This window comes from Serratia sp. Res13-Sevr-LER1-36-b (genome assembly GCF_015673035.1).
Classification (GTDB): Bacteria; Pseudomonadota; Gammaproteobacteria; order Enterobacterales; family Enterobacteriaceae; genus Chania; species Chania fonticola_C.
In genome coordinates, this window is the sequence record NZ_JADACK010000020.1 from 360,461 (window position 1) to 373,492 (window position 13,032).

Annotated in this window: 12 protein-coding genes and 3 tRNA genes; 7 read left to right on the forward strand and 8 right to left on the reverse strand. The window is 55.1% G+C overall.

From position 1 onward, the window contains the following. Positions 1–31: 31 nt before the first annotated feature. The 4 genes from osmY to IMQ33_RS15790 form a co-directional block, all read right to left on the reverse strand. On the reverse strand, positions 32–646 hold the full coding sequence (gene osmY, locus IMQ33_RS15775) for a molecular chaperone OsmY (RefSeq protein ID WP_021808016.1): 615 nt from the start codon (positions 644–646) through the stop codon (positions 32–34). Between the two features lie 537 nt (positions 647–1,183). Then, on the reverse strand, positions 1,184–2,773 hold the full coding sequence (prfC, locus tag IMQ33_RS15780; protein WP_021179214.1) for a peptide chain release factor 3: 1,590 nt from the start codon (positions 2,771–2,773) through the stop codon (positions 1,184–1,186). A gap of 194 nt (positions 2,774–2,967) precedes the next feature. Then, positions 2,968–3,411 (reverse strand): ribosomal protein S18-alanine N-acetyltransferase, encoded by a 444-nt coding sequence (gene rimI, locus IMQ33_RS15785; protein ID WP_065683640.1) that lies wholly within the window; start codon positions 3,409–3,411, stop codon positions 2,968–2,970. After that, the gene (locus IMQ33_RS15790) at positions 3,356–3,793 is read right to left on the reverse strand and encodes a DNA polymerase III subunit psi (protein ID WP_024527241.1); all 438 of its coding nucleotides are present in this window, start codon (positions 3,791–3,793) and stop codon (positions 3,356–3,358) included. The genes rimI and IMQ33_RS15790 overlap by 56 nt, the downstream gene beginning before the upstream one ends. Before the next feature lie 143 nt (positions 3,794–3,936). Here IMQ33_RS15790 and rsmC point away from each other — a divergent pair, with 143 nt between their 5' ends. Then, complete coding sequence (rsmC, locus tag IMQ33_RS15795; protein ID WP_196062203.1) at positions 3,937–4,980, forward strand: 16S rRNA (guanine(1207)-N(2))-methyltransferase RsmC; 1,044 nt, start codon at positions 3,937–3,939, stop codon at positions 4,978–4,980. Positions 4,981–5,223: 243 nt separating this feature from the next. On the opposite strand, the gene IMQ33_RS15800 is transcribed toward rsmC, so the two are convergent. Further along, positions 5,224–6,216 (reverse strand): aldo/keto reductase, encoded by a 993-nt coding sequence (locus IMQ33_RS15800; protein ID WP_196062202.1) that lies wholly within the window; start codon positions 6,214–6,216, stop codon positions 5,224–5,226. Between the two features lie 117 nt (positions 6,217–6,333). Here IMQ33_RS15800 and IMQ33_RS15805 point away from each other — a divergent pair, with 117 nt between their 5' ends. The 4 genes from IMQ33_RS15805 (at position 6,334) to IMQ33_RS15820 (ending at position 7,688) form a co-directional block, all read left to right on the forward strand. After that, positions 6,334–7,284 (forward strand): LysR family transcriptional regulator, encoded by a 951-nt coding sequence (locus IMQ33_RS15805; RefSeq protein WP_196062201.1) that lies wholly within the window; start codon positions 6,334–6,336, stop codon positions 7,282–7,284. A gap of 65 nt (positions 7,285–7,349) precedes the next feature. After that, positions 7,350–7,436: transfer RNA gene (locus tag IMQ33_RS15810), tRNA-Leu, on the forward strand. Positions 7,437–7,471: 35 nt separating this feature from the next. Continuing rightward, positions 7,472–7,558, forward strand: a tRNA-Leu gene (locus tag IMQ33_RS15815). Positions 7,559–7,601: 43 nt separating this feature from the next. Then, positions 7,602–7,688: transfer RNA gene (locus IMQ33_RS15820), tRNA-Leu, on the forward strand. Positions 7,689–7,768: 80 nt separating this feature from the next. On the opposite strand, the gene IMQ33_RS15825 is transcribed toward IMQ33_RS15820, so the two are convergent. Next, positions 7,769–8,053 (reverse strand): DUF1435 domain-containing protein, encoded by a 285-nt coding sequence (locus IMQ33_RS15825; protein WP_021808011.1) that lies wholly within the window; start codon positions 8,051–8,053, stop codon positions 7,769–7,771. A 238-nt stretch (positions 8,054–8,291) separates the two neighbouring features. Between IMQ33_RS15825 and IMQ33_RS15830 the strand changes: the two genes are divergently transcribed. Both IMQ33_RS15830 and ampH read left to right on the forward strand, forming a co-directional pair. Further along, positions 8,292–9,362 carry a GGDEF domain-containing protein gene (locus IMQ33_RS15830; protein WP_065683645.1) on the forward strand — a complete coding sequence of 357 codons (1,071 nt, stop codon included), beginning with the start codon at positions 8,292–8,294 and terminating at the stop codon, positions 9,360–9,362. 141 nt (positions 9,363–9,503) lie between these two features. Further along, positions 9,504–10,646: a D-alanyl-D-alanine-carboxypeptidase/endopeptidase AmpH gene (ampH, locus tag IMQ33_RS15835; RefSeq protein WP_196062200.1), complete on the forward strand. Its 1,143-nt coding sequence runs from the start codon at positions 9,504–9,506 to the stop codon at positions 10,644–10,646. Positions 10,647–10,657: 11 nt separating this feature from the next. On the opposite strand, the gene hpaA is transcribed toward ampH, so the two are convergent. Continuing rightward, entirely contained in the window at positions 10,658–11,554 is an 897-nt protein-coding gene (gene hpaA / locus IMQ33_RS15840; RefSeq protein ID WP_065683647.1) for a 4-hydroxyphenylacetate catabolism regulatory protein HpaA, read from the reverse strand. A 103-nt stretch (positions 11,555–11,657) separates the two neighbouring features. Further along, positions 11,658–13,028 (reverse strand): 4-hydroxyphenylacetate permease, encoded by a 1,371-nt coding sequence (hpaX, locus tag IMQ33_RS15845; RefSeq protein WP_024527247.1) that lies wholly within the window; start codon positions 13,026–13,028, stop codon positions 11,658–11,660. Between the last annotated feature and the right edge of the window lie 4 nt (positions 13,029–13,032).

The following is a 13,032-nucleotide window of genomic DNA, read 5'->3' on the forward strand; positions in this document are numbered from 1 at the left end:
CCTGGGAGTTATTGCTTACTGTTACTGACGATTAAGGTTTTACCGCCAGATCGTTCTTGACGCTTTTCACGCCATCAATGGCTTTGGCAATACTTTCTGCACGATCAGACTGCGCCTGGGTTTTCACCTCACCGGAAAGCTGCACCACACCATCTGTGGTTTCTACTTTCACGTTGCGTGAAGGCACGATGTCATCGGCCAGCAGTTTAGCTTTCAGTTCGCTGGTAGTTGCGGTGTCACCGGCATAGGACTTCACCGACTGGGTCGCTTGATCTTTCACGTGCAGCTTATCGCTGACGGATTTGACCCCTTCTACCCGACCTGCAACGTCTACCGCTTTCTCAGCCTGAGCTTGAGTAGCGACAAAACCGCTCAACGTCACCACACCTTTTTCGGTTTCCACCGAGATGTCGGTGCTTTTTATGGCTTTATCGTCAACCAGCGCAGTTTTAACTTTAGCCGTTATGCCGCTGTCATCCATATAGTTGTCGACTTTTTTCATGGAGCTATCGATTTTGGCACCAGTACTATCAACTACGCCTGATGCTTTGTTCATCATGGTCTCTTCAGCCAGGGCCGAACCACTAACCAGTACCGAACCCAAAACGACTGCCATCAGCGAATGTGCAAACTTGGTATTTTTCATCGATCTCTTCCTTCTTGTTGTAGAACCCCAAACTGCTGTGGGCTCTGGTGCCGCCAGAGTGCGGCTAACTCAAATGAATACTTCACGATCTCTATACAATCAAACGTTCACGACCGGACTATTGCTCTACGGTAAACATACCTGCAATGCCCGTGCCAAGTTAAAAACGCCGTTAAAAATCAACAACAACAAAACAAATGAGCAACAATTAAGCGTAAAACTGTCGTCTATTGGAGACATATAGCAGTTGATTTGGGATCCACATCACTATCTTATTGATATTGCTAAGATAGGACTGTCTCCTATCGGCAACACTACCGAATAACTCTCTAAAATATGTGGGTACAATAGTATTTTACGCTCAGATGCCGCTATGCGCCCTGATAAATATAGACCATAAGCGAAAATTTGCCGCCAGATCGCGGAAAATCTTGTTCGGTTTAGACGAAATAATTAGTGAGAAGGGTTTAATAATTAGCAGGATGGGGGGCTGAAGAAGGAAAACACAGGGCGCTTAGAAGCGCCCTGTTGACGAGATTAATGCTCGCGAGTTTTGCGGAACACCACTTCTGGGTAGCGTTCCTGCGTCAGGTTGAGGTTAACCATGGTTGGTGCGATATACGACAGGTTGTTGCCGCCGTCCAGCGCCAGGTTCAGCTCGTTCTTACGCTTGAACTCTTCGAATTTCTTCACGTCGTCGCACTCTACCCAACGGGCTGTGGAGACGTTAACCGATTCATACAGCGCTTCCACGTTGTATTCGCTTTTCAGACGGGCAACCACCACGTCAAACTGCAGCACGCCCACCGCACCCACGATCAGATCGTTGTTGGCGATTGGGCGGAACACCTGCACCGCACCCTCTTCAGATAGTTGGACCAGCCCCTTCAGCAGCTGTTTCTGCTTGAGCGGATCGCGCAGGCGGATACGGCGGAACAGTTCTGGCGCAAAGTTCGGAATACCGGTGAACTTCATATCCTCACCCTGGGTGAAGGTGTCGCCGATCTGAATGGTGCCGTGGTTATGCAAGCCAATGATGTCGCCTGGGTAGGCTTCTTCAACGTGCGAGCGGTCACCGGCCATAAAGGTCAGCGCATCGGAGATCACCACGTCTTTGCCGGTACGAACCTGGCGCAGTTTCATGCCTTTCTCATAGCGGCCAGACACCACGCGCATAAACGCCACACGGTCGCGGTGTTTAGGATCCATGTTAGCCTGGATCTTGAACACGAAGCCGGTGAATTTCTCTTCGGCGGCGACCACTTCACGGGTATCGGTTTTACGTGGCATTGGCGCAGGCGCCCAGGCCACCAGCCCATCAAGCATATGATCGACACCGAAGTTACCCAAAGCGGTACCGAAGAACACCGGGGTCAATTCGCCTGCCAGGAAGGCTTCCTGCTCAAACTCATGGGAAGCCCCTTGCACCAGTTCCAGCTCATCACGCAACTGGGCGGCCAGATCTTCGCCTACGGCAGCATCGAGCTCCGGGTTGTTCAACCCTTTCACGATGCGCACTTCCTGAATGGTGTGGCCTTTACCGGTCTGGTACAGATAGGTTTCATCTTTATAGAGATGGTAAACCCCTTTGAACAGCTTGCCGCAGCCGATCGGCCAAGTGATCGGCGAGCAAGCGATTTTCAGTTCGCGCTCAACTTCGTCCATCACTTCCATCGGATCGCGGATGTCACGGTCAAGTTTGTTCATGAAGGTCAGGATCGGCGTATCGCGCAGGCGGGTAACTTCCATCAGCTTGCGGGTACGATCTTCAACGCCTTTTGCGGCATCGATCACCATCAGGCAGCAGTCCACCGCCGTCAGGGTACGATAGGTATCTTCGGAGAAGTCTTCGTGCCCCGGGGTATCGAGCAGGTTAACCAGACAGTCGCGGTACGGGAACTGCATCACCGAGGTGGTGATCGAGATACCACGTTGTTTTTCCATCTCCATCCAGTCGGATTTGGCGTGCTGGCTGGAGCCACGACCCTTTACCGTACCAGCGGTCTGGATAGCGTGTCCGAATAACAGCACCTTCTCGGTGATGGTGGTTTTACCCGCATCGGGGTGCGAGATAATGGCGAAAGTTCTTCTTTTCGCAACTTCGCGGGCGAATTCACTAGGAGACATGTTTTTCACGTTTCTATGGTTAGTCCGCCCTGCTCATCATCACAACGCGCCGATCGCGGCGCCAGGCAAAGCGGTAATAAAAAGATAGTAGCCGAGTATTTTCGCTGATTTACCAACCGGTGACAATCAATGGTTTCTTCGGCATAAGATAATGGCAAGCCAAACCGGCTGCACAAAGGGAGGACTATAAGTCGCTACCCCAGCGGCAGCGCCATAACGATCGCGTCTTCGCGGCCACTGGCTGCGGGGTAATAGTTGCGGCGCACCGTCACTTCATTGAAGCCAAGGTCTTCGTAGAGCGCTATCGCACCGCGGTTAGAGGCTCGAACTTCCAGCCACAGAGTGACCACACCACGCGCTTCCAATTGCTCGATCACGGCAGTCAGCAGCATGCGGCCAAAGCCCCGGCGCTGCCAGCTTGGATGAATAGCAATATTAAACAGCGTGGCTTCGTCCAGCACGATTTGGGTAATGGCAAAACCCGCCATTTGCCCTTCGGTTGTCAATTTCAGATTAAGGTAACGTTCGCCCTGATTGCTGGCTAGCGTCGCCTCCGTCCAGGGAAACGCATGGCTGGCTTGTTCAATCTTGAAGGCTGTGGCCAGATCGGCCGCTGTCAGGGTAGAAATGCTGTTCATGATGACAAATCTGCTGCCAGAGTGCGCGTTTCGCACCCGCATCTTGAGAAAGCTCGGCCAGCGCCGGGCTATGTAGCTGCGCGCCGGCCACCGCTAGCGGTTCCGTGACGCCCAACCGCCAACTGTTGCACTCGGTATCTTGTGGCAGCATCGCTACCTGATCCGGTGTCAGGCCATAGGTTTGTGACGCTGTCAGCCCCAGGCTGCGCAGCACGTCACAAAACAACGGGTCGTGCTGGTCTGGCAATGCCTGTGCCACCACCAGCAGGCGCACGTTCGGGGGCACGCTTACCGCCACCTCTCCCTGCAACACTCCAGGGCGGCGTAATGTCCACTGCGTAATCCCCAGCTGTTGTAACAACCAGTCGCGTTTTGATGCCATGCCGATCCCCGTGTGTGACGCACCCTACCTGCCCTATGCCGCGCTATGCTAACAAACCCACGCAGCCTGCGCCAACAAACCCGTCGAACATCTGGCCACAAAGCTCTATAATCTCCGGCTAAATCTTGAGGAGCCGAAAACTGATGTCTGCATTAACCCCCGCCAGTGAAGTCATGCTGCGCCACAGTGATGAATTTATGGAACGCCGCGTGTTGTTTGCCGGCGATCTGCAGGATACCCTGCCGGCCCAATTAGAGGCCGCGGATGTGCGTGTCCATACCCAGCAATACCATCACTGGCAGTTACTGAACCGGACGATGGGAGAGCATGCACAGTTCGGTCTGACGGTCGATCCTGCCTTCGTCGCCGAGTGTGATACGCTGGTGTATTACTGGCCAAAGAGCAAGCAGGAAGCGCAGTTCCAACTGTGCAATATCCTGGCCCTGCTGCCGGTTGGCGCAGAAATTTTTGTCGTCGGTGAAAACCGCAGTGGCGTACGCAGCGCGGAACAAACGCTGGAAGGCCATGCCACGCTTGCCAAGATCGACAGCGCTCGCCGCTGCGGGTTGTATCATGGCCGCATCGATGTGCAGACCCAGTTTGATCTGGCCGACTGGTGGGAAAGCTATCAGTTGCACGATCTGGAAGTGAAGACGCTACCTGGCGTGTTCAGCCGTGATGGCCTGGACGTTGGCAGTTCACTGCTGCTCTCCACGCTGGAAAAACACATGAAAGGCAAAGTGCTGGACGTGGGTTGTGGCGCTGGCGTAATGGCTTCGGTGCTGTCTAAACTGTCGCCGAAAATGAAGCTGACCCTCAGCGACGTCAACGCCGCAGCCGTAGAATCCAGCCGGGCGACATTGGCTGCCAACGGTATTGAAGGGGAAGTGATCGTCAGTAACGTCTACTCCGACATTACCGGCCGCTTTGACCTGATCATCTCCAACCCACCGTTCCATGACGGCCTGGCCACCAGCCTGACCGCCGCAGAAACGCTGATCCGCGGAGCGTTAAAACACCTGCCAATCGGTGGCCAACTGCGCATCGTCGCCAACGCCTTCCTGCCTTACCCGGACATTCTGGATGCCACCTTCGGCAGCCATGAAGTGTTGGCACAGAACGGCCGCTTCAAGGTGTACAAAGCCACCGTGGCACGCCAGCCACGCGATGCGAAGAAGAAAAGGTAACAAGCCCCTCACCCTAACCCTCTCCCACAGGGAGAGGGGATCGATCGTGCCACCATTTGACTACAGCACCCTACCTATAAATTCAGCCATGCGACTGAATAACTTCTGTACCTGACCACAGCTCCGTACCCGCCCCCTCTCCCTCACACAAGTGTTCCTGACGCCTCCGATTTGTTCATCGGGAGAGGGTTGGTGTGAGGGGAGATTGCTCGCCTGACGAACATTTATCCCTAAGGTATGCCATCAGCCGTTAATCAACTCCATTCCCACCGTTGTATAGCGTGCACCCGCCACGCCTGCCAGAGGGAATACCGCCTCGATAGCCGCCAATTCCTGCTCGCTCAACGTGATCTCCGCTGCCGCCACGTTCTCTTCCAGATAGCGCCGACGTTTGGTACCAGGAATTGGAACAATATGTTCCCCCTGCGCCATCACCCAAGCCAACGCCAGTTGCGACGGGGTCACACCTTTCTGCCTGGCCAATTCACTGACCTTGGTGACTAGTTCCAGATTGCGAGCAAAGTTTTCCCCCTGAAAACGTGGATTATCGCGGCGGAAATCATCTGCCGCCAAGTCCTCTAGACTCTGGATCGCCCCGGTCAGAAAGCCACGCCCAAGCGGGCTATAGGCGACAAAACCAATGCCCAAACGTTGGCAAGCGGCCAGTTGCCCCTGCTCAGCGTCTCTGCTCCACAAGGAATATTCAGTCTGCAACGCGGTGATCGGATGCACCTGATGAGCGCGTTCCAACGTTGCAACGGAGGTTTCACTCAGGCCAATATGGCGGATCTTGCCCTCTTTGATCAGATCCGCCAGGGTGCCAACCACCTCTTCGATCGGTACCTTCGGATCGACCCGGTGCTGGTAGTAAAGATCGATGGTTTCTACCCCTAGCCGCTGCAAGCTGCCTTCTACCGAGCGACGGATATAGTCCGGTTCACTGCTCACGCCCCGCGCAGTGGGATCGGCCGGATCGCGCACAATACCGAATTTGGTGGCCAGAAATACCTGGTCGCGTTTGCCTTTGATCGCCTTGCCGATCAGTTGTTCATTGGTGTGCGGGCCGTACATATCTGCTGTGTCCAGTAGAGTCACCCCCAGTTCCAGAGCCCGATGCAGCGTGGCGATGGCTTCCTGCTCATCATAACCCGTGGAGTAGAAATCGCTCATCCCCATGCAACCTAAACCCAGGGCAGAGACGAGGGGGCCATTAGTACCTAATTTGCGCTGTTGCATTGTGTGGTCCTTATTGAACATGGATGTCGAAACAAAGTCTGGTTGTTTATGCCACAAAGATAAATAATGCAGATTGCACATCACTGTTCATAAATCACCAACAATGCGGGCGGCAAAATGGATCAGGTTCAGGCTATGCGCATCTTTACCCGGATCGTGGAACTAGGCAGCTTCAGCCGCGCGGCCGAACGGTTGCAGCTGCCTCGAGCCACGGTAAGCAACGTACTCAAACGCCTTGAGCAACGGCTTGGCGTCAGATTATTGGTGCGCACCACGCGTCAGGTACAGGTCACCGCCGAGGGAACGCTGTACTACCAACGTTGTCTGCACCTGCTGGACGCCCTGGAGGAAGCAGATACCCTGTTCAGCCACCACAAGCTGCAACCCACCGGTAAGGTGCGGATCGATATGCCCCATTCGCTGGCGCGGGAAATCGTCATCCCAGCGCTGGATGAGTTCTATCAGCGCTATCCAGAGATAGAAATTGCGCTGGGGGCCAACGACACCCATGTCGATCTGCTGCGCGAAGGTGTGGACTGCGTGCTGCGGGCTTGGGAAACCGCAGACGATACGCTGGTTGCCCGGCGGATTGCCCAACTGCCCCAGCTCACCTGCACCTCACCCGGCTATTTACAGGCGTTTGGTACCCCGCAGTCGATCGACGAGCTGCAACACCATCGGGCGGTGGGCTATTTCTCCTTGGTGAATAACCGCAACTACCCGCTGGAATTTTGCCGTGATGGCCGCCTTGAGCTGCGCGAATTGCCAAGCAGATTGAGCGTTAGCGGGGCCGATGCCTACACCAGTGCCTGCCGTGCCGGATTGGGCCTCATCCAGGGGGCGCGTTATACGCTCTCTCCCTGGTTGCAAAGCGGCGAACTGGTGGAAGTGCTGGCCGATACGCCACCACCGCCGATGCCGATCTACATCATGTATCCGCCTGGCCGTTTCCTCGCCCCGCGTGTCAGGGTATTGATTGATTGGCTGATTACGTTGTTCGAGGGCCATAAAAGCGCTGATATGCCGTTTTTTACAGCAAACGCCGCTAATCCGGGAAATAACTATTGACGTCCCCGCCAAAATCTCTAGAATTCGCCTCCGTGGTAGCGTTACTCCGGTAGCGTATCTGGTACGCGAAGGTGGCGGAATTGGTAGACGCGCTAGCTTCAGGTGTTAGTGTCCTTACGGACGTGAGGGTTCAAGTCCCTCTCTTCGCACCAAATAACCACATGATTTATATTGCACAGCATCGAATGCGAAGGTGGCGGAATTGGTAGACGCGCTAGCTTCAGGTGTTAGTGTTCTTACGGACGTGAGGGTTCAAGTCCCTCTCTTCGCACCAAGCTGGTGATATAAATCGACATCAAAGCAACACATCAAACTGTGCGAAGGTGGCGGAATTGGTAGACGCGCTAGCTTCAGGTGTTAGTGTTCTTACGGACGTGAGGGTTCAAGTCCCTCTCTTCGCACCACTTGATGAGTTATCTTCCAGCTGTTCCTGCATTAAAACTCATTGAAAAAAACCAACACGCCCAGGCGTGGTTTTGTCGTTTCAGTTAAAGCTGAAATGCAGGCTGATTGCGGCCAGTCCACCTGCTAGAGCCATGCAGGAAGGGAGCAGCAGGTAATGACGCCAGCGGCTGTTAAACAGCATCACCAGCGTAGCCAGCATGGCAACCACGATCAGAGTACGCAGTTGCATCATATCCAGGTCTATCAGCGCCAGAAATGGCATCAGAGCACAGGGCAGCAACACGCCCCAGGCGCTGGCAAGCCGATTCCCCAAGCACCAACTGATGCCCCACAATCCACAAGCGGTAACCATGGCTGCTAACATGATAACCCCACCCTTTAAGTGATAATGATAACCAATATCATATAACACTTTTTTTCGACCCGCACTCTTTTCAAGATCCGGCTGAACGCGGATGACAGCCTGCGCGAAAAATGTTAGTTTCATATAAGAAAATTCTTAACATTTATAGTCTGTTAATAATAACCAATTGGAATTATTCAACAGGCATTGTCTAACATTTTTCCTTCGACCGGCCCCATTGGTAAAGAGTGATCCCCGTATGAACTCGCGTTCTTATCAGCAACTGCAAACCAGCAAACAGCGCTTATCCCTGTTTCTTTTCTTGTTGATGAATGCCGCCTCTGCCATTTTTACTTTATTCGTGCCCTTTAAAGAGACCCCGGCCTTCACGCTGCCGCTAATCTGCATTCCGGCGATTTGCCTGGCGGCCATGCTATTTACGCTGTATTCGCCCCGCCACTACGTCCAAAGGCTCAACCTGCTCGCCATCATCCTTGGGCTGCTATGGGCGGCGCACATCTATTGCAAGAGCCAGCTTACCGCCAGTGACAACCACGGCTTCTTGCTGATCAGCCTGTTCAGTATTTTCTTTATCAGCGCGATTTCGCTGACGGATAACCTGCTGGCCTTCTGCCTGCACGCTGTTCCCTCGGCGCTGATAATCCTGTGGCTGGACGGCATGCATAACACCATGCGTATTCTGTTCACCACCCTGCTGCCGATCGTCGCCTTCTCGGTGCATCATTTGCTGTTGAAGCGCAGTGAGATGTTTACCCAACATCTGGTGGCCAACCTGTATCACGAACGGGATAAGTTCAGCGATCTGAGCATGATCGATCCGCTAACCGGCCTGTATAACCGCCGTGGGCTGGAGAGCAAACTGGATCAGTTGCTCTCGCCGACCTCAGGCAACCACTTTGTGCTGCTACTCGATATCGACCATTTCAAGGTCTACAACGATCGCTACGGCCACACTCTGGGCGACCAAGCACTAGTCCAAGTGGCAGCGACCATCCGGGATGCGGTACGCTCACGGGATATCGTGGTGCGTTACGGCGGAGAAGAGTTTTTAGTTCTGCTGACCAACGTCGGTGAAGACTACGCGGCTTATCTGGCGGAGAAGGTGCGCCAATGCGTGCAGGAATTAACCATCACCCATCGTTTCCACGCGCAGGAGACAACCAAGGTGACGTTAAGCGCCGGGATTTCTGCGCTGGATAAACTGGATATCGACTCTGCGATCTGTGCGGCCGACGCCGCGCTGTACCGGGCCAAAAACAGTGGCCGCAACAATATTCAGCTAGCCTCACACCCGCAGCCAGTCACCTGATCCTTTCCCCTTCGCCGGAAGGGGAAAGGTGAAAAACTTTTACCTGTCGCCACTTTTACCACATGCCAATCGCGTCGTAGCGCATTACACTAGCGGACAACTTACGCCTTCCCTGCCACATTTTTAAATGGAACACGACCGTTGAAGACCTCACTCTCCACGTTATTGCTGGCGCTTGGCCTGTGTGCCACACCCTTGGCCAGCCAGGCGACCGACGCGCAGCTCACCTCACAGATTGTCGATCAGTATGCTGAACATATCTTCTATAACAGCGGCGCAACCGGTATGGCGCTGGTGGTTATCGATAATAATCAGGTGGTTAACCGCAGTTTTGGCGATACCAAACCGGGCAACGATCTACGTCCACGGCCAGATTCCCTGATCCGCATCGCCTCCATCACCAAACTGATGACCAGCGAAGTGATGGTCAAAATGGCGGCGGAAGGTAAGGTCAAACTCACCGATCCCCTGCGCAAATATGCACCCAAAGGGGCCGTCGTCCCTGCCTACAATTCACGCCAGCCGATTACCTTGCTGAACCTGGCAACGCACACCAGCGCCCTGCCGCGTGAACAACCCGGCAAGAAACCGCCAAAAACGCCGGTGTTTACCTGGCCCACCAAGGCACAGCGCTGGCAGTGGTTGTCTCATGCCAACATAACCGTGCCGCCGGGCGTGCGAGCGGCCTACTCCAACCTGGCCTACGACCTATTGGCCGATGCATTGTCACGTGCCGCTGGTAAGCCTTATAACGTCTTGTTGCGTGAGAAAATCACGGGTCCACTGGGGATGGTTGATACCACGCTGACGCCAAGCGCAGAGCAGTGCTCACGCCTGATGGTTGCAGCCTCTGGGCCAAGCGCCTGCCGCGATACCACGGCCGCCAGTGGCAGCGGTGGCGTTTACTCGACCCCGCGCGATATGCAGCGCTGGATGCAGCAGTTCCTGTCCTCCAACGTAAGCGGCTCGCGCAAGCCAACCGCGTTAACTGAACAAACCATGTATTTCCAGCGCCAGGACCTGGTGTCATTGAAAGGGATGGATGTACCGGGTGAAGCCTCTGCTTTGGGATTGGGCTGGGTATACATGGCGCCGAAAGATGGCCTGCCAGGGATCATCCAGAAAACCGGCGGCGGCGGCGGCTTCATCACCTATATGGCGATGGTGCCGCAGCAAAATATCGGCGTGTTTGTGGTCGTTACCCGCTCGGAGTTGACCAAGTTCACCAACATGAGCGATCCGGTCAACCGGCTGGTCGCGGATTTGGTGGCGAACAAAGGCTGACCCGCACCTGTTTACGACAGAACGTGTTGCGTAGCGCGATAGGCGGAAGGCGAACAGCCTTCCAGCCGATTGAAGAAGCGAGCGAAATAGGCGGGATCTTTAAACCCCAGGCTGTAGGCCGTTTCATGCACCGTGCAGGCGCTGAACAGCAGCAGCCGTTTGGCTTCACGCAACAGGCGATCGAAGATCAGCCTTTTGGGTGGCCGGTTGGCAAAGCGGCGGCACAGGTCGTTGAGGCGTGATTCCGTCACCCCCAGCGACTGGGCATATTCCGGCACCGACAGGTGATCGCGAAAACGCTCGTCCACCATCTTGTTAAAACGCTGGAACAGCTTCAGTTCACCGCGTACACCGCTGGCGGCCTTATCATCCAATGAGGCATTGCGCAGCATCAGCGTGAAGACCGCCTGGGCCAGCAATGCCAACGTCTGCTCGCGCCCGGCCATCTTTTGGCTAAACTCGCGGGCGATCAGTTCCCAATAATGCCCAAGCGCCGCCAACTCCTGCGGCACTGCGGCCAGCGAAAGGCAAATCCCCGGCATATCCAGCGCCAGATTGCTGCCCGGATACAGGCGCTCCAGCAACGGCCAGATCAGTTCCTGGCGCACCGTTAACACGTGGCCGTCGCTGTCTGGTTCGGTGAAAAAGGCGTGTGGCACCGAAGGCGGGGTGAGGATAAACAGCGGAGCCTGCACCGAATAGTGTTGATCGTCCAGCTGCAGCTCTATCCTGCCGGTGGCCAGATAATGCAGTTGGAAGAAGCGATCGTGCCAGTGCACCTGCATATCCCGGCCAAAAAACGCCGCCAGTCCGGCAAAGGTTTCGTAGTGCACCTCATCAGCGGCGTAACGCGCGTCATACTCTTTGCCAATATCGATATTGGCGATAAAGCCGGTACTTTTCTGCACGCTGTCCTCCGGTGAAAATAAATGCCGATCCCCTACAACTAATTGTAGGGGCGCCGCATGCTGCGCCCGTTTAGCCACATGCGGCCCCCATCGCCAATATTGTTTATGGCGTGGCCCGTGGGCGTGAATCCTTCATCGGGATACGCCATACCAGCACGGCCCCGATAATCAACAACGCCGAGACAAAATAGAGCCCGGAGTTAAAGCTGCCGGTCACATCCTTGAACCAGCCGATCAACAGTGGGCTGACCGCCGAGCCGATGTTACCGGTGGCGTTGATCACCGCGATCCCCACCGCTCGAGCTTCAAAGCTGATCGACTGATCCGGCGTGGTCCAGAAGATCGCCATCGCGGTAAAGGAGCCGACCGACGCCATCACGATCCCTAACAGTTGGACCATACTGTGATTGGTCGCCGAAGCCAGCAGCCAACCCGCCGCGGCAAACAGATAAGGCAGTGCGGTGTGGAACTTACGCTCTTGCAGGCGATCCGAACGTTTACTCCACCAGATCATACCGGCGATAGTACAGATTTGTGGGATCGCCGCCAGAAAACCGATCATGATGTTACTGCTGCTCTGGTTGAAGCTCTGCAAGATCTGCGGCGTCCAGATATTGATGGCGCTCAGGGTATTGGTGAGGCAGAAATAGGCCAGCGTATACATCAGCACCACCGGCGTCAGCACTTCACGCCACAGGCTGCGCTGTTGCAATGCACGGTGGCTGCTAGGCCCTTCCGGCTGCACCAGTTGCAGTTTGTCGGCTTCCATCATCGCCTTCAGGCTGGCCTTCTCTTCGCTGGTCAGCCACTTGGCCTTGGCCGGCGTGTCGTCCAGGTAGAACCACACCACCACGCCGAGGATCACCGAAGGAATGCCTTCCAGCAGGAACAGCCATTGCCAACCTTTCAGGTTCATCATGCCGTCCAGCGCCAGAATATAGCCGGATACCAACGAACCCACCGCCATCGTGACGGGCATGGCAATCATAAACAAAGCGTTGGCCCGAGCGCGGTAGAACGCCGGGAACCAGTAGGTGAGATACACCAGGATCCCTGGCAGGAAGCCCGCCTCGGTAATACCGACGATCATCCGCAGCACGTACAGACTGGTTGGCCCAGTGGCGAACATGGTGCAGGTAGAAGCAATGCCCCATAGCACCATGATGGTGGCGATCCAACGCCGTGCCCCCACCCTGCTCAGCATCATGTTGCTGGGGATGCCGAAGATCACGTAGGTGACGTAAAACAGCGTTGCGGCCAGGCCGAACATGGTGGAGCTAAGACCGAGGTCCTGCTTCATGGTCAAACCGGCAAACCCGATGTTGATGCGGTCAAGGAACGAGAAAACAAACAACACAAATAAGAAAATAATCAGGCGCCGAAATAACTTTTTAATCACCGACTGCTCGGTGGCGGTTAACGCTTTATGTTGCTCTGCCGGGTTCAGTGGCTTGAGCGAATCGACGTTGCTCATGATG